This window comes from Tropicibacter sp. Alg240-R139 (genome assembly GCF_900537075.1).
In the GTDB taxonomy this organism is placed as follows: domain Bacteria; phylum Pseudomonadota; class Alphaproteobacteria; order Rhodobacterales; family Rhodobacteraceae; genus Falsiruegeria.
In genome coordinates this window covers 574748-596879 of sequence record NZ_UNRA01000001.1, presented here as the reverse complement: position 1 = coordinate 596879, position 22132 = coordinate 574748, and the positions used below count along the sequence as shown (strand labels likewise).

The 22132-nt window shown below is 57.8% G+C and carries 21 protein-coding genes; 12 read left to right on the top strand and 9 right to left on the bottom strand.

Annotation, left to right across the window (positions count from 1 at the left end; all coding sequences use genetic code 11):
* The first annotated feature begins 115 nt into the window (after window positions 1-115).
* On the top strand, window positions 116-760 hold the full coding sequence (locus tag G6R15_RS02960) for a hypothetical protein (protein ID WP_164658294.1): 645 nt from the start codon (window positions 116-118) through the stop codon (window positions 758-760).
* Window position 761: 1 nt separating this feature from the next.
* Here G6R15_RS02960 and trxB read toward each other — a convergent pair whose 3' ends face one another.
* Window positions 762-1703 (bottom strand): thioredoxin-disulfide reductase, encoded by a 942-nt coding sequence (gene trxB, locus G6R15_RS02955; protein WP_164658293.1) that lies wholly within the window; start codon window positions 1701-1703, stop codon window positions 762-764.
* Between the two features lie 251 nt (window positions 1704-1954).
* Here trxB and G6R15_RS02950 point away from each other — a divergent pair, with 251 nt between their 5' ends.
* A complete protein-coding gene (locus tag G6R15_RS02950) occupies window positions 1955-2455 on the top strand; it encodes an Lrp/AsnC family transcriptional regulator (protein WP_164658292.1) in 501 nt (166 codons plus the stop codon).
* Between the two features lie 97 nt (window positions 2456-2552).
* Here the strand turns inward: G6R15_RS02950 and G6R15_RS02945 are convergent, their stop codons facing one another.
* The 5 genes from G6R15_RS02945 to lgt form a co-directional block, all read right to left on the bottom strand.
* Window positions 2553-3335: a Hint domain-containing protein gene (locus G6R15_RS02945; RefSeq protein ID WP_164658291.1), complete on the bottom strand. Its 783-nt coding sequence runs from the start codon at window positions 3333-3335 to the stop codon at window positions 2553-2555.
* Window positions 3336-3650: 315 nt separating this feature from the next.
* Window positions 3651-3800, bottom strand: coding sequence for a hypothetical protein (locus G6R15_RS22660; protein WP_205520461.1), 150 nt, complete (start codon window positions 3798-3800; stop codon window positions 3651-3653).
* Window positions 3801-4081: 281 nt separating this feature from the next.
* Window positions 4082-4837 carry a peptidoglycan editing factor PgeF gene (pgeF, locus tag G6R15_RS02940; protein ID WP_164658290.1) on the bottom strand — a complete coding sequence of 252 codons (756 nt, stop codon included), beginning with the start codon at window positions 4835-4837 and terminating at the stop codon, window positions 4082-4084.
* Window positions 4834-5904: a class I SAM-dependent methyltransferase gene (locus G6R15_RS02935; protein WP_164658289.1), complete on the bottom strand. Its 1071-nt coding sequence runs from the start codon at window positions 5902-5904 to the stop codon at window positions 4834-4836. Before G6R15_RS02935 ends, pgeF begins: the two co-directional genes overlap by 4 nt.
* Window positions 5901-6803: a prolipoprotein diacylglyceryl transferase gene (gene lgt, locus G6R15_RS02930; RefSeq protein WP_164658288.1), complete on the bottom strand. Its 903-nt coding sequence runs from the start codon at window positions 6801-6803 to the stop codon at window positions 5901-5903. Before lgt ends, G6R15_RS02935 begins: the two co-directional genes overlap by 4 nt.
* Before the next feature lie 96 nt (window positions 6804-6899).
* Between lgt and G6R15_RS02925 the strand changes: the two genes are divergently transcribed.
* The 5 genes from G6R15_RS02925 (at window position 6900) to G6R15_RS02905 (ending at window position 10123) form a co-directional block, all read left to right on the top strand.
* The gene (locus G6R15_RS02925; protein WP_164658287.1) at window positions 6900-7148 is read left to right on the top strand and encodes an accessory factor UbiK family protein; all 249 of its coding nucleotides are present in this window, start codon (window positions 6900-6902) and stop codon (window positions 7146-7148) included.
* A gap of 334 nt (window positions 7149-7482) precedes the next feature.
* Window positions 7483-7983, top strand: a complete 501-nt coding sequence (locus tag G6R15_RS02920; protein ID WP_164658286.1) for a YbjN domain-containing protein — start codon at window positions 7483-7485, stop codon at window positions 7981-7983.
* Window positions 7984-8023: 40 nt separating this feature from the next.
* Entirely contained in the window at window positions 8024-8839 is an 816-nt protein-coding gene (gene proC / locus G6R15_RS02915) for a pyrroline-5-carboxylate reductase (RefSeq protein ID WP_164658285.1), read from the top strand.
* On the top strand, window positions 8832-9170 hold the full coding sequence (locus G6R15_RS02910) for a tRNA-binding protein (RefSeq protein ID WP_164658284.1): 339 nt from the start codon (window positions 8832-8834) through the stop codon (window positions 9168-9170). Before proC ends, G6R15_RS02910 begins: the two co-directional genes overlap by 8 nt.
* Window positions 9170-10123, top strand: coding sequence for a D-glycerate dehydrogenase (locus tag G6R15_RS02905; RefSeq protein ID WP_164658283.1), 954 nt, complete (start codon window positions 9170-9172; stop codon window positions 10121-10123). Before G6R15_RS02910 ends, G6R15_RS02905 begins: the two co-directional genes overlap by 1 nt.
* A gap of 112 nt (window positions 10124-10235) precedes the next feature.
* Here G6R15_RS02905 and G6R15_RS02900 read toward each other — a convergent pair whose 3' ends face one another.
* A complete protein-coding gene (locus G6R15_RS02900) occupies window positions 10236-10841 on the bottom strand; it encodes a thymidine kinase (protein ID WP_164658282.1) in 606 nt (201 codons plus the stop codon).
* Window positions 10842-11216: 375 nt separating this feature from the next.
* On the opposite strand from G6R15_RS02900, the gene G6R15_RS02895 reads away from it, so the two are divergent.
* Both G6R15_RS02895 and arsH read left to right on the top strand, forming a co-directional pair.
* Window positions 11217-11675, top strand: a complete 459-nt coding sequence (locus tag G6R15_RS02895; protein WP_164658281.1) for a hypothetical protein — start codon at window positions 11217-11219, stop codon at window positions 11673-11675.
* Window positions 11668-12396, top strand: coding sequence for an arsenical resistance protein ArsH (arsH, locus tag G6R15_RS02890; protein WP_164658280.1), 729 nt, complete (start codon window positions 11668-11670; stop codon window positions 12394-12396). The genes G6R15_RS02895 and arsH overlap by 8 nt, the downstream gene beginning before the upstream one ends.
* Window positions 12397-12484: 88 nt before the next feature.
* On the opposite strand, the gene G6R15_RS02885 is transcribed toward arsH, so the two are convergent.
* The gene (locus G6R15_RS02885; RefSeq protein WP_164658279.1) at window positions 12485-13609 is read right to left on the bottom strand and encodes a beta-ketoacyl-ACP synthase III; all 1125 of its coding nucleotides are present in this window, start codon (window positions 13607-13609) and stop codon (window positions 12485-12487) included.
* A gap of 167 nt (window positions 13610-13776) precedes the next feature.
* Here G6R15_RS02885 and G6R15_RS02880 point away from each other — a divergent pair, with 167 nt between their 5' ends.
* Genes G6R15_RS02880 through G6R15_RS02870 form a run of 3 tightly spaced genes read left to right on the top strand, consistent with a single transcriptional unit; the run spans window position 13777 to window position 18332 of the window.
* The gene (locus tag G6R15_RS02880) at window positions 13777-14244 is read left to right on the top strand and encodes a MarR family winged helix-turn-helix transcriptional regulator (protein ID WP_240336648.1); all 468 of its coding nucleotides are present in this window, start codon (window positions 13777-13779) and stop codon (window positions 14242-14244) included.
* Window positions 14241-15278 carry an efflux RND transporter periplasmic adaptor subunit gene (locus G6R15_RS02875; RefSeq protein ID WP_164658278.1) on the top strand — a complete coding sequence of 346 codons (1038 nt, stop codon included), beginning with the start codon at window positions 14241-14243 and terminating at the stop codon, window positions 15276-15278. The genes G6R15_RS02880 and G6R15_RS02875 overlap by 4 nt, the downstream gene beginning before the upstream one ends.
* A 12-nt stretch (window positions 15279-15290) precedes the next feature.
* Window positions 15291-18332 carry an efflux RND transporter permease subunit gene (locus G6R15_RS02870; protein WP_164658277.1) on the top strand — a complete coding sequence of 1014 codons (3042 nt, stop codon included), beginning with the start codon at window positions 15291-15293 and terminating at the stop codon, window positions 18330-18332.
* 419 nt (window positions 18333-18751) lie between these two features.
* Here G6R15_RS02870 and carB read toward each other — a convergent pair whose 3' ends face one another.
* Window positions 18752-22096, bottom strand: a complete 3345-nt coding sequence (gene carB, locus G6R15_RS02865; RefSeq protein ID WP_164658276.1) for a carbamoyl-phosphate synthase large subunit — start codon at window positions 22094-22096, stop codon at window positions 18752-18754.
* Window positions 22097-22132 lie beyond the last annotated feature (36 nt).

Below are 22132 nucleotides of genomic sequence, written 5' to 3'. Positions count from 1 at the left end.
AATGCGTCAAGCGCAGATCAAAAGCGGTTGGGGATCGCCGTTTGTGTATTGCATTTATTGCGTGATAATCATCTTCCTCCTTCTGCTAATGATTGTGACGGAGTTAAGCTAAAAAATGAGAAATTTGATTGCGGTCGCTGTGTCCGCGCTCGTGACGTTTTCAGCAGCACATGCAGAAGCGCCAGACATTACACTCAAGGGAAGCATAGTCGTTCTGTTTTCGGACCCACCATTGACACGAGAGCAAAAAATGGACGCTAAGCGTTTTAGGACAAAGGATTACTTTGCTGCTATGGCGGTCAACACGGTACAAACCGATATTGAGTACACTGGCGCTGCATGGGGATATCACAACATAGAGGTAGCAAAAGATGTGGCTTTGAAATCTTGCCGTTTCAAAGCCCAAAACCCATCAGACTGTGTTCTTTTGTTGGCAGTTGTTCCAAAGAACTTTGACCTGGCTTCCAGAAGTTTCACGGTGTCAGAATATAGTCAGAAAGCCTTTGTTCATGCTTCAAAGCTCTCACGCAAGAAGCCAAACAAATTTATCGCATTCGCAATCGACAACAACCACATGTTTGCCTACTCACGGTTCTCGAAAACTCGGGATAAAGCAGAACAACATGCCTTAGAGCTTTGCAAAGAGGGGGCAAAAAAGCAGAGAGTAAAAATGCCGGAGGATTGGAACCAGGCGGTATTGGGGCCGAAGCACCTTGAATGTAGGGTGATTCACGTGTTCGGTCCCACCGGCAGCAGTTAATCTAATCCTGTTCGGCCAGGAAACGCTCGGCGTCAAGCGCGGCCATGCAGCCCATGCCCGCACTTGTAACAGCCTGACGGTAAACGTGGTCAGTCAGGTCACCAGCAGCAAAGACACCCGGTACGGATGTTCGTGTGGTGCCCGGCTCGGTCACGACGTAGCCGCCCATATGGGTTTCAAGCGTGTCTTTGACCAGCTCGTTTGCAGGAGCGTGGCCGATGGCGATAAAGACACCCTTGCAGGGGATGTCGGTGATTTCGCCGGTTTGCACGTTCTTGACCTTGACCCCTTCGACACCCAGGGGGGCGTCGGTGCCATAGACCTCGTCCAACTGGTTGAACCACAGGGTTTCGATCTTTTCGTTCTTGATCAGGCGGTCCTGCAAGATCTTCTCCGCGCGCAGCTCGTCTCGGCGGTGGATCAGCGTGACCTTCGAGGCGAAATTGGTCAGGAACAGCGCCTCTTCAACAGCGGTGTTACCGCCGCCCACAACCACGATCTCTTGGCCGCGATAGAAGAAGCCGTCGCAGGTTGCGCAAGCCGAAACGCCAAAACCCTTGAATTTCTCTTCGCTTTCCATCCCCAGCCATTTGGCGCGAGCACCGGTGGCGAGAATGACGGCGTCGGCGGTGTAGACCGTGCCACTGTCACCCTTGGCGGTGAAGGGACGTTTCGACAAGTCCAGATCGGTGATGATGTCGCCGATGATCTCGCAGCCCATGGCCTGAGCGTGTTCCTGCATCTTGATCATCAGGTCGGGACCCTGCACCTCGGTGAAGCCGGGATAGTTCTCGACGTCGGTTGTGGTGGTCAACTGGCCGCCCGGCTCGATGCCCTGAACCAAGATCGGTTCCAGCATGGCACGGCTTGCGTAGACGCCGGCCGTGTAGCCGGCAGGGCCGGACCCGATGATCAGAACTTTGGTGTGACGTGTTTCGGCCATCATGACCCCCCTGGTGATCTGCTCGAATGCGTATGATGGCAGCAGCGCCATCTGTCGGGGGATGGATATAGCGACGGCATGGGGCCTCTTAAACCCCCAAACACACGAGGTTGCAGATCGGCAACGCCGGGGCACTGCGCCGTCTGCACAAAAATTCCGCAGTCGAAAATTATCGTGGAGATACTGCGGCGAAACATTATTGCGCCCGCTTGGGGCGCTGCTATAAGAAACGCAATGTGAGGGAGCTTTTCATGGTCGCAACACGACTGGATCCGATTGATCGTAAGATACTGTCAGAGCTGCAAGCTGACGGTCGGATGACGAATGTCGAATTGGCCAAGAGGGTGGGTATTTCTGCGCCGCCGTGTTTGCGGCGCGTGCGTACGTTGGAAGAGGCGGGGCTGATCGGTGGCTATCACGCCGATGTGAATGCGCGCGAACTTGGATTCGAGGTGCAAGTCTTTGCAATGGTCGGTCTGGACAGTCAGGCCGAATCAGAACTTGTCGCGTTTGAAGAACGCTGTCGCCAATGGCCCTTGGTCCGCGAGTGCCACATGCTCAATGGCGAGGTTGATTTTATCCTGAAATGTGTAGCGCCAGACCTGAGCAGCTTTCAAAGCTTTCTGACGGGCGAACTTTTGAGCACGCCGAACGTCGCCAGCGTAAAAACGTCGCTTGTCATTCGCGGTGCCAAGGACGAGCCCGGCGTTCCTTTTGACGTCCTTGAAGAGCGCCTGAACCGGACGGCCTGACCGGTTGGGTTGTCAATTTCGGCGATCGAGCAGGTGGCAACAGTGTGGCCGCCGCGACGCAACCGACCCACCAAAACAAAATGTCCATGACGTCCCCTCAGGCGGACAGGCTATCGATTTGCCCTTCTCCCGCACGCGGGAAGATCTGTGGGCCAAAATCGGTTAACTTATCGATGTGCGAAAAAAGGTTAAGGTAGAGACTGCGCATCGCGTGACTAATGACACGTACTGCGTTGACCCCAGGATGATAGGTTTCGAACTGCAGGCCATCGACGTTGATGACCGCATGTTTGCGAAGGCAGATGTGGAACAGTTCAACTGGTGTCGGCGGCGCGGTATCGATCACGTTCATGCCGTCGATGAATTCTTGCACCGGGGTCAGAATGGGTTGTCCATCTGCTATGGCGCGCAGATGACCAGGGGTCGACAGCAATCGGGCTGCCGGGCCTGCGATGACGCCGGACATCGGCTTTTGCATGCCAAATGTGTCAGCCATGAAGCGGGTCAGATGGTGGGTGCGGCCGCGCAGATCCGGTTTGCCGGGGACCAGAGTGGTCGAGCCTTTCCAGACAACTTCCTGGGCGGAACCGTCATGTGTGATCACACGATCACCTGGCAGCAGGTCCTGAATGGCCATGGGACCACAGTCGGTTTCCACTAGTGACCCGCGACTAAATGCGCAAAAGGCGTTTTCAAACAGGGGCAGGGCGGGCGCGATCTGGCGTGTCTCCACGATGTTGCCATTGTCCAGCAGGCTGGAGATCTGATAGCGGCGCAATTGCGGGCGGGTAGGAGCGCGCAGGGCCGCGGGATCTTGCAGAATAGTGCTGGTTTCGACGGCATTCCGCGCCGCCCGGGTAAGCGAGTGGGGGATTGTCATAGCGTATTCGGCCCTTTCCATTCGGGTCGCATCTGCGTCGGCCCCCACCGACAACGTCAGATGGACTGTTTCTTAGTCCACATCTGAATCGGCTGAGAATATGCCGAACGTTGATTAAATTTGTCAAAAAACCTTCTGGTTTTGGGGCGTTGTTTGCAGACAGTCAGGCTGACTTTCGACTTTTGTTTCTGGTTTGGCGGGTAATCCGCCGGTTTTGCTACAGTCTGCCCCCGAACCCGCCTCACCTCAGCGGTGAGGCGGGTTTCTTGCCCAGCCGGTCAGGGGCAGCGTCCGGCATCGGGCGGTGTTGGTGGTTCAGGCCGTTTTGACCTGACGGAGTTTCGGGTATCCATTGCGACGCGCGATCATTGCTGCGCGACGTGTTCCACGGGACCATGGCATCTGAACATCGCATTTGTTTGCGGTGTCGATGATCGAATTCAGAAAACGTGCTTTGGTTTTCATGGGTGCGCTCCTGCCTCAGATCCGGGCCATTCGGTCCGTGTTTCGTTGTGTTGAGCCCAATATCGACGGGCATTGCGGCAGGGGTTTGGCTGATCCGGGGAAAAACGCGGCACGTGAAAAATTCATAGTTAATGCAATCTTAGAATTTGCATACATCGGGTAATATTTTGAAATAAAAGGAAAAATCACCAGTAGGACGCGATTTGGCGTCACTGAGTGCGGTTCATGATTGGGCAATTGTGACCAAAGTAGAGCAGTTTTGGTCATAATCGGGCCAGAGCTTACAACCCTATGGTTGAAATCAACCGACCATAGTCGGCTTCCTTGGCGTGGGTCGTGCGGCGGAAAGAGTAGAATCGATCCGGATCAGAGTAGGTGCAGTGCCGCGTCCATTCCGCATGGTTCACTCCAGCGGCGCGCAAACGATGCAAACCGTAGGCAGGCAGATCAAACAGCATCCGGTCCCCTTCGCCATTGGCAAAGAAGCGCCCATTGTCGGCGTCCTCGTCCAGAAGTCTATCCAGAAACTCGGGCCCAACTTCGTACGCGCGTTGCGAGATGGTGGGGCCGATGACGGCGATTGTGTCGGTCCGATTGGCGCCCAGATCTTCCATCGCATCCAGCGTCGCCTCAAGCACACCGTCCATCGCGCCTTTCCAACCGGCATGAGCTGCGCCAATGACGCCTGCATTGGGGTCGGAAAACAGGACTGGCTGGCAATCGGCGGTCAGAATGGACAGCACAACGCCAGGTGTGGCAGTGACCATGGCGTCCGCTTTGGGCCGCTCAGGCGATTGCACTGGAGCGGTGATTACGTCTGCGGAATGCACTTGGTGAACACCCGCCATCCCGTCGGGGGCAACCCCCATGGCCTCGGCCACGCGCGCACGGTTGATCGCGACCGCTTCTTTCTGGTCGCTGGAGCCTGTGCCGCAGTTCAGCCCAGCGAAAATGCCGGATGATGCGCCGCCGCGACGGGTGAAAAAGCCGTGGCGTACCGGCGAGAGGAGATCCGAGGTGAGAATTTCCAGCGTCATGGTTCCAGTCCTGGTGGAGGCGTTGCCTGGGCGGGAAAGAGACCCAGCACTTTGAACAGGTTTCCCATTTCTTCGGGGTGCGTCAACCGCTGATGCGCACTGACCAACGCATCAAGCTGCGCGCCGCCTAAGCCTTTGGCCAGCGCCTGCGCCCGTGCAGTGATACCAAGGCGCTCCAGAAACACACCTTGTGGGGTCAATCGGCTGTGTCGGCAATCTAAGGCGCTGACGCTCCCTGCGAGCACTTCAAAATCAACATGTGCGGTCAGGTCTGCTTGTCCGGGGCTGTCCAACGGGTCGATGGACGCATGGGTCTGCAGGGCTTGCAAAGTGTTCCCAAGCGAGCGCCAATCGCCATAATCAATCAACAGCGCCGCACCATCAAACAGCGCGATCCGCGATGCGATGTCTTGGGCGATCCGCGGCGCGGCCTCGCAGAGTTCGACGAGATCGCCGTCTTTTGTGTCGCCAATACGAAGCTGCAGTGCGGGTTGTGGAGCAACAGTCCCCAGGCCAAACATCAGGTCGCCTGTGTCCGAGGCACCGATCATGCGCTCGGACCATCCTGCGCCAGAGCGGACGAACTGACGAATCGGCAGTGCGTCAAAAAACTCGTTCGCGACCAGAAACAGGGGCTGCATGGGCAAATCAGCGCTGTCACTGACCCATTCAGGTGCTTGAGCGTCCAAGGTGTTGGCCTGTTCGGCACGCAATCGCGGCGACGCTTCGACCAAGACAATCTGTGCGCCATCGTGGAACCCGGGTACGCCGCGTGTGGCCCGCAACATGTCTGCCATCAACGTTCCACGCCCCGGTCCCAGCTCGGCCAACGTGAATGGTGTAGGGGCCCCTTGATCCAGCCAGCTCTGCGCTAAAGAAAGACCGATCAATTCGCCAAACATTTGGCTGATCTCAGGTGCCGTGACGAAATCACCCTTGGTGCCAAAAGGTTCATGGGTCACATAATAGCCGTGATCGGGATGCAGCAGGCACTCGTTCATGTAATCCGCAACCGTCATTGGTCCCGAATGCGCAATGCGTTCCTGCAGCAGAGTCTTTAGTGTCATTGGGCGATAATCTTGTTGGCGCGGGACTTGGCTGACCAGATCAGCCATAGACCAAGTGCGATCATCGGCAGGCACAAGATCTGCCCCATCGTCAGCCCATAACCGCCTACATGCCAGGCCAATCCAAGCGGGTTGCCGGGTGAGATGAATTGCGCATCCGGTTGGCGTACGAATTCGACCAGAAAACGCGCCAGCCCATAGCCGGTCAGGAACGTGCCCACGGCAAAACCTGGCATTTTGAACGCACCGCGTCGATACACCAGCCACAGCAGGACAGCGCCAAGAATCAACCCCTCCATAGCTGCTTCATAGAGTTGTGAGGGGTGACGTGCGCAGAGCCCCACCACGTCCGGGCAGTTCTGTGCCGATGATCCGGGAAAGACAAATGCCCACGGCAGATCACTGGGGCGCCCCCAAAGTTCGGCATTGATGAAGTTCGACAACCGTCCCAACAGCAGCCCCGGCGGCACCGCATGGGCCACCAGATCAGCCAAGCTGAGTTTGGGTAGGTTGTGGCGTAGTGCGTAAATCCAACTGGCGATAACAACACCCAGCAGACCGCCATGAAAGGACATGCCGCCCTGCCAGACCATCAGAATTTCGGTAGGATTTTGCAGGTAATAGGCCGGTTGATAGAACAGGACAAAGCCAAGCCGCCCGCCGAAAATAACGCCAAGTATGATCCAAGTCAGCAGATCTTCGAGTTGTGGGGGCGTTAGCGGTGGGGTGTCTGCGGGCCACAAGGCGGGGCGTTTGATCGCCGCAACCCCCAGCCGCCAGGCGATCAGAATGCCTGCGATATAGGCAAGCGCATACCAGCGCAGCGCGAAATCGAACCCAAAAAGCGAGATCGAAAACAGTTCGGGTGAAAAGTCGGGGAAAGTAAGGACTGCCTGCATGTGCGTCTCAATGCCTGTGCCTATGGGGGCAAGTCAACCTTGTGGCCGACCCTGTTGTTGCCCATATAGGGAACAACTTCGACACGGAGAAGACAGATGCAGACCCGCAACAAGATGCTCGACGACATTTCGCAATTGATGACCAATGCCATGGGCGTGGCCCAAGGTGCCAAGGACGAGGCGGAAACGGCGATGAAATCGCTCATGGACCGTTGGTTGGCTGATCGTGATTTCGTCACCCGCGAAGAATTCGACGCAGTACGCGCCATGGCGCAAAAAGCACGCGAAGAAAACGAAGCGCTGTCCGCACGTATCGCAGCGCTCGAGGCCAAGCAGAACGACTGATCCCGCCAGTTCGGTTGATCAGACGCCCAAAACCTTTGAATTTGACGAAAAGAACCTCGTCGCGAGAGCCATCACAGCTGTCGCGTCGGGGTGTATCTTGCCACGAACTGTGACAATCGCAAGAAAAAGCTGACGAAACTGTCGATATTTTGGGTGTCGTGTCGAGTTGCCCACAACTTATTGGCTTTATCCCCAAGAATAGGGGTTGTCAGATTTCACGCTACACCGCACCATATCTGGTAGAGGCACGGGGGATCGCCCCGGTTTCTAGAGCAGACACCTAGCATTGGGGGCGCTGCCAGCCCCATAAGCTAGAGATCAGTGAGGTGGCACCATGGCCCTTTCCGAGCAGTATCTGGAAGAAGACATTCACCCGATCGACATTGTCGAGCATCTGGCCGAACACCACGATTGGGAGTTCGACCGCATCGGCGACGATCAGATTGCTATGGCGGTCGAGGGGCAATGGCGCACATATTCGATCACTCTGGCCTGGTCCGGTTACGACGAAACCTTGCGAATGGTCTGCACGTTCGAAATGGAGCCGCCCGAAGAGGCGTTGCCGAAGCTTTACGAACTGATCAACGCGATGAACGACCAATGCTGGGCCGGTGGATTCACCTATTGGGCCGCGCAGCAACTGATGGTCTATAAGTACGGTCTGGTTCTGGCGGGTGGCCAAGTCGCTAGTCCTGAGCAGATCGACACGATGATCAATGCTGCCGTCCTGAGCGCCGAGCGGTATTACCCGGCGATCCAGTTGATGGTCTACGGTGGCCGCTCTCCGGCCGAGGCGATGCAGGTCGCCATTGCAGAGGCCTATGGCCGGGCGTAAAGCTGTGCCCTGAACCATTATCAGGCGAGGGGCACTTTTCATGGACATGTCTTATGTGGCGGACCGGGGGCTTGTGCTTCTGGGGTGCGGCAAGATGGGCTCGGCGATGTTGGCGGGTTGGCTCGACGGGGGCTTGCCCGCGTCGTCCGTTTGGGTGATCGACCCTTATCCCTCAGACTGGGTCAAGGCGCAGGATGTGCATGTGAATGCCGAATTGCCGGCGGCCCCTGCAATCGTGTTGATCGCGGTGAAGCCTCAGATGATGGGCGAGGCGTTGCCCGCGATGCAGGCGTTGGGCAACGGCGAGACGCTGTTTGTATCAGTGGCCGCTGGTACGACAATAGGGACTTTCGCGGATGTTCTGGGCGCGCAAACTCCCATCGTGCGCGCCATGCCGAACACACCGGCTGCTGTTGGGCGTGGGATCACGGCAATCATTGGCAATTCCAAGGTGTCCGGCACGCAGCTGGACTTGGCCGAAGGGTTGCTGGCCGCCGTGGGGCAGACTGTGCGCCTGGACAGCGAGGTGCAGATGGATGCGGTCACCGGCGTCAGCGGCTCGGGCCCGGCTTATGTTTTCCACCTGATCGAAACGCTGGCCGCGGCGGGCGTGGCACAAGGCCTGTCCAAGGATATGGCGATGAAATTGGCCAAGGCAACCGTGGCCGGGGCAGGGGCCTTGGCCGAAGCCGCCGAGGAAGAGCCGAGCCAGTTGCGAGTCAATGTGACCTCTCCGAACGGGACAACGCAAGCCGCGTTAGAGGTGCTGATGAGCGAGAACGATGGGTTCCCGCCGCTGTTGAACCGTGCGGTTGCGGCAGCGACCAACAGATCAAAGGAGTTGTCCGGTGGCTGACATCAGTTTTGACGATTTCCTGAAAGTGGACATCCGCGTGGGCGAAGTGATCCGGGCCGAGGACTATCCCGAAGCGCGCAAGCCCGCGATCAAGATGTGGATTGATTTCGGCGGTGAGATTGGCGAACGCAAGACCTCGGCTCAAGTGACCGCGCATTACGATCCGGCAAGCCTGATCGGCAAACAGGTGATGGCGGTAGTCAACTTCCCACCACGTCAGATCGGCAAGTTCATGTCGGAGGTTCTGGTTTTGGGCCTGCCTGATGACAGCGGCGAGATCGTGCTGATCGGCCCGGACGGAAAGGTGCCCTTGGGCGGGCGGATGCACTGATGAAGCTCTTGATCACACGGCCGATGACAGCCGAAGTCGCGGCGCGGGCGCGCCGTGAATTTGACGTTGAAATTCGCGAGAGTACCCTGCCTCTGTCACCGGAGGAGAAACAGCGCGCTTTGACCGAGTTTGACGTGGTGGTGCCAACCTTGGGAGATTTGTTCTCGGCTGAGGTTTTTGCCGCCGTACCCAAGATACGCTGTCGGCTGCTGGCCAATTTTGGCGTAGGCTACAATCACATCGATGTTCAGGCGGCGCTAGCGGCGGGGGTGCAGGTCTCAAATACACCGGGTGCGGTTACGGATGCCACGGCGGACGTGGCGATGACACTGATTTTGATGACGGCGCGGCGCGCTGGTGAGGGTGAGCGGTTGGTGCGCGCTGGCGCGTGGGAAGGTTGGCACCCAACCCAGATGTTGGGGACGCATGTGACGGGCAAGACCGTGGGCATCGTTGGCATGGGTCGCATCGGTCAAGCTATTGCGCGGCGGTGCCATTTCGGATTCGGCATGGATGTGGCCTATGTCGCGCGCAGTGAAAAGTCGCTGGCGTTTCCGGCTGTGCGAGCGGGCGACCTGGAAAGCCTGGCGGCACAGGTCGATTTCCTGGTGGTCGCGGTGCCCGGCGGGCCTGAGACGCAGCATCTGATCAACACGCCGGTTCTGACGGCCATGCAGCCAAGTGCGATATTGATCAACATCGCGCGGGGCGAGGTAGTGGACGAGGCGGCGTTGATTGCGGCCCTTGAGGGCGATGGCATCGCGGGCGCAGGCTTGGACGTCTACGAGTTTGAGCCGCGCGTTCCCGCGCGTCTGGTCGGATTGGAAAACGTGACTCTGCTGCCGCATCTGGGAACGGCGACGGAAGAAGTGCGCTCGAGCATGGGTCATATAGCACTCGGCAATGTTGCGGCATTTGTCGCTGGGCAGAATTTGCCAAACCCGGTGAATTGAACGCAAGAAGAACTCCCGCCAAGAGACGCCGCATCAGAGATGCGACATATCCTGTTGGGCCGGGCAGCGCGCCTTGCGGCGCGCTGCGGGCGCCTGAGGCGGGAGAAGCTCTTTATTTTGAAGGTGGTGGGGTGCTGATTTGGTCACCCATCGCTTCGCGCCAATGTCTGCGACACAGAGAGACGTAAGTTTCGTTGCCTCCGATCTGCACTTGGTCGCCGTCCAATAGGGCCTTTCCGTTTTCATCCTGGCGGATCACCATCGTGGCCTTTCGACCACATTCACATATTGTGCGGACCTCGCGCATTTCATCGGCCAATGCCAAAAGCGTAGCGGAACCGGGAAAGAGCTTGCCCTGGAAATCGACGCGCAACCCGTAACAGAGCACTGGCACCTTCAGATCATCCACCGCGCGTGCCAGTTGCCAAACTTGCGCATCGCTTAGAAATTGCGCCTCGTCGACAAAGACGCATGCGACCTTTCCTTGTGCCAATCGCGCCTTGATCATGGCAAAGACGTCGTCGGTGACGCCAAACACATCTGCTTCGGCCGCGATGCCAATACGTGAGGCAATGCGCCCAATGCCGGATCGCCCATCGAGCGCAGCCGTCATCAGATAGGTGTCCATCCCACGTTCGCGGTAGTTGTGAGAGGCCTGCAGCAAAACCGTGGATTTGCCGGCGTTCATGGTCGAGTAATTGAAGTAGAGCTTTGCCATGTCCCCTCGTCTAAGGGGCTGTCTTTCAGGGGGCAAGGCGACATCAGGCTCGTCTAGAGAAAAATAGGCACTAGGCGCCATCGCCGGAGGCGGGATAGTCCGCAAGCTCAGCTTGCTGGGGATGGACAACACGCTGTGTTCCGATGATGACACCTGTGCATCGCAGTGCGATGGCAAACCAGATGCTGGGTCAAAGGCCTTGGCACCAACTTGTTACCGGCTGAATAATCTGCCGTTCACTCACTCACAAAATCCCCGAAAACCTGAGGGATAGCCAAGATATGACATTTGGATTAGAAGTCATAAATGGGAAATATTTCGGGCCTTTCCCCTACGCACGAGTGGGGAGGCGCGATGGTTTGGGAAAGGGTGCAAATGGCCGATATCGGGGCGTACCTCAAGAAGCACACCGAGGCCTTGGTCAAGGATGTGGGAATCGAAGCGGCTTGTGAGTTGACGGGGAAATCCAAGGCAACACTGGGCAGATATTATTCGGAAAATGCAGAACATTCGGACCGGTTTATGCCGGTGGATTCGGTGGGTCGACTAGAGGCAGCTTCGTCTTATCCGCATGTCACTTCGGCCTTGGCAGAATTGCGCAATATCACCCTGTCATATGATGACCGCCATCCAAATCACGACCGCGAAGGCGGCGTCAACTCGGACGTCATCGCGCTGAGTCAGCGGTTTGCCATGTTGATGAGCGAGTATCAGGTCTCGATCGAAGATGGCATCATCACGGTGAACGAAGCCAAGCGGTTGCTGCGAGAGACGGTCGCGCTGCAACAGGTTCTCATCGACATGAAACTTCACCTGGAAGAAGAAAGTGCCTGACACAATCGATTTGGGCGATTTGCCTGCAATCGTGCCCGGCGCTCTTCAGCCCGTCTCGCCCCTTGGGCTTGTCGGCGAAGGGGATGACGGACATGCTCCTCGGATCTTACTGCTCTACGGCTCGCTGCGTGACGTGAGCTACTCTCGCAAAGCGGTCGAAGAATCCGCGCGCGTTCTGCAAGCCCTGGGATGTGAGACACGGATTTTCGATCCATCGGGCCTGCCTCTTACCGATGATGCGGATGCTGACCACCCAAAAGTGGTTGAGTTGCGCGACCTGGTCGTGTGGTCCGAAGGCATGGTCTGGTCCTCGCCCGAGCGCCACGGTGCTATGACCGGGATCATGAAATTGCAGATCGACTGGCTACCCCTGTCGCTCAAAGGGGGTATTCGCACCACCCAAGGAAAGACGCTGGCGGTGATGCAGGTCTCAGGCGGGTCGCAATCATTCAATGCGGTCAACCAGATGCGCATCCTGGGCCGCTGGATGCGGATGGTGACGATCCCGAACCAGAGCTCGATTCCCAAAGCTTGGCTGGAATTTGCCGAAGGTGACCGATTGCCTGATGGGCCTTTCTATCGTCGCATCGTGGATGTGATGGAGGAGTTGGTGAAGTTCACCTACATGATGCGAAGCCGCAAAGATTATTTGGTGGATCGTTATTCAGAACGGGTGGAAAGCGTTGAACAAGTTCATGAACGGGTGTCTGCGAAAGCTTGAACCTACAGCAATATCACAAAGACGCGCGCGCCATTTGCGCGCGCATTTTCTTGGTTGGCGCCTAGAGGACTACCGAAACAGCAATGGCTCAGGTGTGTCGACGCACAATGACTGAACCAACCGAATAACCTGCTCCGAAAGAGCAGATCAGGCCCACGTCGCCTTCATCCAGATCATCAGAGTTCTGCGAGAAGGCGATGATAGAGCCAGCCGAGGACGTATTGGCGTAGTCCTGTAAAATGTTAGGTTGTTCGCCGTCTTCCGGTGTGCGGCCCAGAACCTTTTTGCCGATGAAATCGTTCATCGTCTTGTTCGCCTGGTGCAGCCAGATGCGTTTCAGATCGGTGTTCGCCACGCCGTTATCGCCCATGTGGTCGGTGATGTGCTGCGAGACCATCGGCAGCACTTCTTTGAACACCTTGCGACCGTTCTGCATGAACTGCATATCGCGGCGATCTTTCACCCCATCCGGGCGCGACCGGCGCAAGAATCCGTTATTGTTTCGGATGTTGTTGGAAAACTGCGTGGCGCAACGGGTCGACAGGATTTCGAAGTGCGGGCCCTTGGCTTCTTCGATCCGTTCGATCAGCGTAGCTGTGGCCACGTCGCCAAAGATGAAGTGGCAGTCGCGGTCGCGCCATTCCAGGTGGGCCGAGCATATCTCAGGGTTGACCACCAGGGCGGAACGGATCGACCCTGAGCGAACCATGTCGGCGGCGGCCTGAATGCCGAAGGTGGCAGAAGAACAGGCGACGTTCATGTCAAAGGCAAACCCGTCGATGCCCAATGCCTGTTGAATTTCGATAGCGACCGCAGGATAGGCGCGCTCGAGGTTTGAGGCCGCGCAGATCACGGCGTCCACGTCATCGGCAGTCTTACCTGCCTGTTTCAGCGCCTTCTTGGCCGCGTCGACGGCCATTTCGGTCATGATGCCGGGCTCGTCATCATCGCGTTGGCGCAGGAGCGGGTGCATCACATCCGGGTTCAGCACACCAATCTTGTCCATCACGAACCGCTGTTCAATGCCAGATGCCTTCAGGATGAATTCTTCGGACGAATGCTGCATCGGCTTCAGGTCGCCCGTCGCAATGGCGTCAGCGTTCTGAGTGTTCATCCTGTCGGCATAGGCGTTGAACGCCTCGACCAACTCGGCGTTGGTGATGATTTGCTCGGGCGTAAAGACGCCGGTCCCGGTGATGGCGGGTGTATACATTGCAAGCTCCTGAAAACTGCCGGACTTGCCCAAAATGCGTGCATAATGGATCTTGATCAAGGGGAGGTGACCCAGCGGAACCCTCTGCAACGATCTGGAACTAACCTTCAGACCTTGAATGTTTCATAATCTGAAGTATATCGCGCAGAAATAGTGGGACAGACATGATGGCAGATGACGAGCCCTTTGTCCTGGATGGGCTGAGCCCAGAGATCCAGGCGATGATGGGAGTCTATGCGCTGTATTGGAAGGTTGATGAAAGCATCGACGCCATTCGGCCGGACCTGACACGTCAAGAATCTCATATGTTGATCAAGCTGGATCAGCCCAAGCGGATGGGCGTTCTGGCCTGCGACATGATGATGGCGCCTTCGACGATCACGGCGTCGGCGGATGCCCTTGAACAAGCTGGTCATATCACCCGTCAACGCGACCCCGAAGATCGTCGCGCCTGGCTGTTGGTGCTAACCGAACAGGGCGAAGCTGCCCGCCACGATCTGGTTGCCAAGGCGGGCGAGTTGTTTCGTCACGCGTCCGGCCTGAACCCACAAGAGACAGCGGTCTTTGCACAATTGGCGTGCAAGATCCGTGACAACATCCTGAAAACCGGTATTCCCGAAGGACTGAAGAAATGAAACTCCTCCAGACATTTTCTGTTGCTGTGGGCCTTTTGGCCTTCCCAGTGGCCGCACAAGAGGCACCCAAACCTGTCAAATTGGTGCAGGTTTCCGAAACGGCGCCTGGGTTTTCGCGACAGTTTTATGGGCAGGTTGCTGCGCGTCAGACTGTTGATCTGGCGTTTCAGGTCGCTGGCCAAATTGTCGATTTCCCGGTTACCGAAGGCAATGTCGTGCCCAAGGGCAGCCTGATCGCGCAATTGGATCAGGAACCGTTTGAATTGCAGCTCAACCGAGCGCGCCTGCAAAAGGAACAGGCGGATCGCACTGTTGCCCGTTTGAACCGCCTCAAGGGGAGCACAGTCAGTCAGGTGTCGTTGGACGATGCCGGGACAAACGCCGCGTTGGCCGCTATCGCCTTACGCGACGCAGAATACGCTCTGGAACATGCCACTCTGAACGCACCGTTTGATGCGCTGGTGTCCCGTCGCAGTGTTGCAGCCTTCACTACGGTCGCGACTGGTACTCCTATCGTACGCATTCATGACATGTCAGAACTGCGGATCGAGGTCGACGTGCCCGAGGTCCTGTTTCAACGCGCAGGCCAGCAGGATGACGTCACCATCACCGCCAAGTTTCCGTTCAGCGACGAGGTTTTCCCTTTGCAGGTCCGTGAATTTGACGCCGAAACATCAAGCGTCGGGCAAACCTTTCGCATCAACTTTGGTCTGACCCCTCCTGAGGGTCGGCAAATCCTGCCTGGATCGTCGGTCACGGTTTCGGTTCAGGTCAAAGATGGCCGTACAGGTATAGTTATCCCGCCGACGGCTGTCGTGGCCACGCCCGATGGGGGCATCGGCGTCATGGTCTATAATCCGGCTGGCAGCGACGAAGGTGTCGTGACCTGGACGCCGGTTGAGATTGAGCCGACCGTGACGGGCGACGTGCGCGTGACGGATGGTTTGTCGGATGGTGATGAAATCGTGGTGACCGGCGGCGGTGCCTTGATCGACGGTCAATTGGTGCGCCGGTTCACCGGCTTCGCAAACTAAGGGGCCGGGCAGATGAAAATCGCACGCGCATCTATCGAAAAGCCGCTTTACACATGGCTGATCATCCTTATTTCGCTCATCGGTGGGATCTGGGGATTTTCGTCTCTGGGTCGTCTCGAAGACCCGGCTTTCACCATCAAACAAGCGGTGATTGCAACACAATACCCTGGCGCTACAGCAGAACAGGTGGCGTTGGAAGTGTCCGAACCGCTGGAATCGGCAATCCAGAAGATGGGGGAGGTGGACAAGATCACCTCGGTCAACCAGCCGGGCCAATCGCTGATCGAGGTTGAAATTAAGTCGACCTATGATGGAACGGAACTGCCCGAGATCTGGACCAAACTGCGCGCACGGGTACGCGACGCGGCGCGGCAGCTGCCAACGGGTGTGAGCCAGCCATATGTGAACGACGCCTTTGGCGACGTGTTCGGATTGTTCTACGCGGTCACAGCGAATGGGTACACCGACGCCGAAAAACACGAACTGGCGACGTTTTTGCGGCGCGAGTTGTTGACAGTTGATGGCGTGGCCGATGTCGAGGTCGCTGGATTGCCAGCCGAGGCGATTTTTGTCGAACCCGACCTGGCCTTGTCGGTGAACCAGAACGTGCCTCTCAACGCGATCGCCAATGCCATTGCAACGTCGGATTCGGTCAAGGATTCCGGAATCGTCCGTTCGGAAACGGGCAAGACGCGCATTCTGGCAGCCGAAGGGTCGGACACAGTGTCGGCCATTGCCGGGTTGTCTGTCGGCACACAAGGTAAAGTCATCAACCTCTTTGACATGGCGAACGTCTATCGCGGGCGCCAGACCGATCCCGATCTGATCGTGCGTTTTGACGGGGCCGAAGCGTTCACCTTGGGCGTCGCAGGTCTTGCCACCGAAAACGTCGTAGAGGTGGGTAAGCGCGTTGATGCCAAGATGGCCGAGCTGGATGCCGACATTCCATACGGTGTCGAAGTATTGCCGATCTACCAGCAACATGTGGTGGTCGAAGAAGCCTCGAACAACTTTCTGGTGAATCTGGCCATGTCCGTGGCCATCGTGGTTGCCGTGCTTGCTATCTTCATGGGGTGGCGTGCTGCGATCGTGGTTGGGTCAACCCTGCTGCTGACGGTCGTGGGAACGCTTTTGTTCATGGCGATCTTCTCGATCGAGATGGAGCGGATTTCGCTAGGGGCCTTGATCATCGCCATGGGGATGCTTGTCGACAACGCCATCGTCGTGGCCGAGGGGATGCAGATCGCAATGCAGCGCGGCAAAAACTCGGTCAATGCGGCTGATGACGTGGCGGGCAAGACACAAATCCCCCTGTTGGGGGCGACGGTGATTGGCATCATGGCCTTTGCGGGGATCGGGCTCAGCCCCGATGCGACAGGTGAATTCCTGTTCTCGCTCTTCGCAGTTATCGGCATCTCGCTGCTCCTGAGTTGGATACTTGCGCTGACAGTGACGCCGTTGTTGGGGCACTATTTCTTCAAGCAAGGCACAGGGGACGGGGCGGACGCCTATAGCGGGCTGATCTTCCGGGCCTATGGCGCGACCCTGCGCGCCGCGTTGAGGTTGCGCTGGCTGGTGATCCCGGGTCTGGTCGCTATCACCGTGGCCTGTTTCATGGGCTTTGGCCTGATGAAGCAGCAGTTCTTTCCGAATTCGAACACACCACTGTTCTTTGTTCACTATAAACTGCCACAGGGCACACCTATCGATCTGACCTCGGACCATCTGGCCGAGGTCGAGGCGTGGCTTGGGGAACGCGATGATGTGGTATCCGTGACAACCTTTGTGGGGCAGGGGGCGACGCGGTTTATGCTGACCTATGCGGCGGAAAAGCCGAACCCCAGCTATGGCCACATGATCATTCGAACAGAAACGCTGGATGACATTCCGGCGCTGCAGGCGGATCTCGAGGCGTTTGGCACTGCCAAGTTCCCCGAGGGCGAGTTCCGCACCAAACGGTTGGTCTTTGGCCCCGGCGGTGGCGATCCGATTCAGGCGCGGTTCTCAGGGTCCGATCCGCAAGTGCTGCGCGAATTGGCGGCCGAAGCCAGCCAGCGTATGGCGGCGGCGTCCGACAACTTGATCGGCATTCGCACTGACTGGCGCGAACAAGAACTGGCATTGCGTCCGGTCTATGCCACCGACCGGGCCCAGACCGCAGGTGTGACGCGGGATGATATCGCCGACATGCTGCTGTTTTCGACGGATGGTTCTCAGGGCGGTGTGTTCCGTGAACGCGAGCGCCTGATCCCGATCATCGTGCGTCGTCCAGCGGACGGGGAATACAGCATCGTCGATCAGGTCGTCTATTCCACGCAGGCCGAAAAATTCGTCCCGGTTGAGCAGATGCTGGACGGGTTTGAATATGAGGTCGAGAATACGCTGGTCCATCGCCGTGACCGCGTGCCGACCATTACCGTGGGCGCCGACATCCCGCCCGATCTGACCGCCGCACAAGTTCACGCCGAAGTGCGGGGAACAGTCGAGGAAATGAAGCTGCCACCGGGTTACAAGCTGGAATGGGGTGGCGAGTTTGAAAACTCGCGCGATGCACAGGAAAGCCTGGCCGGTCAGTTGCCGTTGAGCGGGATCATCATGGTCCTGATCTCGGTGCTGCTGTTCAACGCGATCCGCCAGCCGGTGATCATCTGGTTGCTGGTCCCTATGTCGGTAAATGGCGTTGTCATCGGCCTGCTGGGAACGGGGCTGCCGTTCACCTTTACCGCGCTTCTGGGTCTGCTCAGCCTGTCGGGGATGCTGATCAAGAACGGTATCGTCCTGGTCGAAGAGATCGACCTGGTCCGGGCCGAAGGCAAACCCCTGCGCGAAGCGATTGTCGAGGCCTCGGTCTCGCGCTTGCGCCCAGTGATGCTGGCGGCTGTGACCACGATCCTTGGGATGGCGCCGCTGCTGACGGACGCGTTCTTTGTCTCGATGGCGGTGACGATCATGGGCGGTCTGGCGTTTGCCACCATCCTGACCCTGATTGCAGCGCCGGTGTTCTATCTGGTGTTCTTCGCCAGGGATGAGAAGCGCGAGATGGCGGCGGCCTGAGTGAACCCCTGACGAACAACAAAAGGCCCCGGCATCAGAATGCTGGGGCCTTTTTGCCTCGCCTGTTCAGATCAAGGGCACAAACGGCACATCGCAGGCGGTAAGACCCAGCAGGGCCAGCGCCAAAAGAACGTGTTTCATCAGGTTTCCTTTCTGCTCGTGCCCGCAGCCTGATCACCCGCTGACTTTGGGTCAACGGATGGGGCAAAACCAAATGAGAACTGAGTGATTTTTGGCGCAGGCCCAGGCACCGGGTTTCGATCTCTTGTCGACGCCTCAAGCACCAGACGTTTTTAGGAGCCGATCGAAGCAGTTTTTGACATTGAGGAGACAGATGATCCTAGGACTTGAACGCCGAATAAAAACAGAAAACCCCGGCTCATCGAACCGGGGTTTTCTGTTTCAGGTATCGGTGATTACTAGCCCTGCAGCGACTTCACCTCAACATCACCTTCGGCCTGCGCCTTGATCGCTAGCGCAGCAGCGTGAGAGCCTGCGGCGGTGGTGAAGTAGGGGATCTTGTCATACAAAGCGACCGAGCGGATGCCCTTGCTGTCCTCGACTGCCTGTGCGCCCTCGGTGGTGTTCATCAACAGCTGCACCTGACCGTCCTTGAGCAAATCGACCACGTCCGGGCGACCCTCGTAGACCTTGTTGACGATGTCACAAGGCACACCCTGTTCCGCCAGCCAGCTTTGGGTCCCGCGCGTGGCGATCAGCGTAAAGCCCTGTTCGACCAGAACCTGCGCCGCTTCGATCATCAGCGCGCCCTTGTCGGCGTCCTTGATCGAGATGAACGCACGACCCGAGGATGGCAAAACCATGCCGGCCCCCATCTGCGCCTTAAGGAAAGCGCGCGGGAAGTCGCGGTCCCAGCCCATGACCTCGCCGGTTGAACGCATCTCGGGGCCCAGGATCGTGTCGACGCCAGGGAAGCGCGCAAAAGGCAAGACCGCCTCTTTGACAGAGAACCACGGCATGTTCGGATCAGCCAAAGTCATCTGATCGGCGATCTTGGTGTCCTGGCCTTCTTGATAGGGCGGACGCTTGGGGAAGTTCGAAAGCTTCTCGCCTGCCATCACACGTGCCGCAATCGAGGCAATTGCGCTGTCCGTGGCCTTGGCCACAAACGGCACGGTACGTGAGGCGCGTGGGTTGACTTCGATCAGGAAGATCTCGCCATCTTTGATCGCAAACTGGATGTTCATCAAACCAATGACGTTCAGACCTTTGGCCAGTGCGTAGGTCTGTTCCTTGATCTGCTCGATGACATCAGCATCCAGCGAGTAAGGGGGCAAGGAACAAGCGCTGTCGCCAGAGTGCACACCAGCCTCTTCGATGTGTTGCATGATGCCTGCCACGTGCACGTCGGTGCCATCGCAGATCGCGTCGACGTCCAGCTCGACCGCGCCCGCCAGATAGCTGTCCAGCAGTACCGGGCTGTCACCGGACACCACTACCGCCTCGGCGATATAGCGTTCCAGCTGACCCATGTCGCGCACGATTTCCATCGCGCGACCACCCAGAACGTAAGATGGGCGGATCACCAGCGGGAAGCCGATTTCCTCGGCGATTTCCAAAGCCTGCGCGTCGGTCGAAGCGATGCCGTTGTGAGGCTGTTTTAGGCCCAGCTCATTCACCAACGCCTGGAACCGCTCGCGGTCTTCGGCCAGGTCGATGGCGTCGGGCGTGGTGCCAAGGATCGGAATGCCCTCGGCCTCGAGCGCGTTGGCCAGTTTCAATGGCGTCTGGCCGCCGAACTGAACGATGACGCCATGCAGGGTGCCGTTCTGCTGTTCCGTCGACAGGATTTCCATCACGTGTTCGAACGTCAGCGGTTCAAAATACAGACGGTCCGAGGTGTCATAGTCGGTCGACACGGTCTCGGGGTTGCAGTTGATCATGATGGTCTCATAACCCGCATCCGTCAGCGCATAACAGGCGTGGCAGCAGCAGTAATCAAACTCGATCCCTTGGCCGATCCGGTTTGGACCACCGCCCAGGATGACGACTTTCTTGCGGTCACTGGGGCGGGCCTCGCATTCAACCTCGCCCATCATAGGGGCCTCATAAGTCGAATACATGTAGGGCGTCTGCGCTTCGAACTCAGCCGCACAGGTATCTATGCGCTTGAACACAGCAGTCACGCCCAGGTTCTGACGGGCACGACGCACATTGTTTTCGTCCCGACCAGTTAACTCGCCCAGGCGTGCGTCGGTAAAGCCCAACATCTTGAGCGCACGCAGACCTTCGGCGGTCACGGGCAAGCCTACTTTGCGCAGGTCACGCTCGGCGTCGATGATTTCGCGGATGCGGGCTAGGAACCAGGGGTCGAACATGGTGACGCCGTGGATCTCGTCGTCGCTCAACCCGTGACGCATGGCTTGCGCGATGGTGCGCATACGGTCGGGGGTCTGCTGACTGATTGCCTTGATGACGGATGCTTTGTCGTCGGCCTCGTCCCAAACACCTACGGTCAGGCCGGGGATTTCGATCTCATTAAACCCGGTCAGGCCCGATTCCATCGACGCCAGCGCCTTTTGCAGGGATTCATGGATGGTCCGGCCAATCGACATCGCCTCGCCCACCGATTTCATCGCGGTGGTCAGGTAAGGTTCAGCGCCGGGGAACTTTTCAAAGGCAAATTTAGGGATCTTGGTGACGACATAGTCGATGGTCGGCTCGAACGAGGCAGGCGTGACCTTGGTGATGTCATTGTCCAGCTCGTCGAGCGTATAGCCCACAGCAAGTTTCGCGGCGATCTTGGCAATCGGGAAACCGGTTGCCTTGGACGCCAGAGCAGAGGACCGCGACACGCGCGGGTTCATTTCGATCACAACCATGCGACCATCTGCGGGGTTCACGGCCCACTGTACGTTGGACCCACCGGTTTCAACACCGATCTCGCGTAGCACGTTGATCGAATGCGTCCGCATGATCTGGAACTCTTTGTCCGTCAGCGTCAGGGCAGGGGCCACGGTGATCGAGTCACCCGTGTGTACGCCCATCGGGTCCACGTTTTCGATTGAACAGACGATGATGGCGTTGTCGGCAGTGTCGCGCACCACCTCCATCTCGTACTCTTTCCAACCCAACAGGCTTTGGTCGACCAGGATCTGATTCACCGGGCTGGCGTCCATGCCGGTGCGGCAGAAGTGAATGTAATCCTCGCGGTTATAGGCAACACCGCCGCCGGTTCCACCCATGGTAAAGGCGGGCCGGATGATCGCAGGTAAACCAATTTCGTCCAGATCGTTGAGGGCAAGCTGAATACCTGCATCCAGATCCGTGCTGCCGTCTTCACGCTTGGGCGCCGTAACGATTGTGGCGCGCGGGTTTTCGATGCCCAGACGGTCCATCGCTTCGCGGAACAGCTTGCGGTCTTCGGCCATTTCGATGGCGTCGCGCTTGGCACCGATCATTTCAACGTTGTACTTGTCCAGCACACCCATCTCTTCGAGTGCCAGCGAGGTGTTCAGGCCGGTCTGTCCGCCCATCGTTGGCAACAGTGCGTCAGGGCGTTCCTTTTCGATGATCTTGGCGACAACCTCAGGCGTGATCGGCTCGATATAGGTTGCGTCGGCCAAACCGGGGTCAGTCATGATGGTCGCCGGGTTCGAGTTCACCAGAATGACGCGGTATCCTTCCTCGCGTAGGGCCTTACAGGCCTGAGCGCCAGAATAGTCAAACTCGCAAGCCTGTCCGATAACGATGGGGCCCGCCCCAATGATCATGATCGACTGGATGTCGGTTCTCTTCGGCATAGCCTGGTTCCTTTGATGTCGCGAGTCACGGGCACC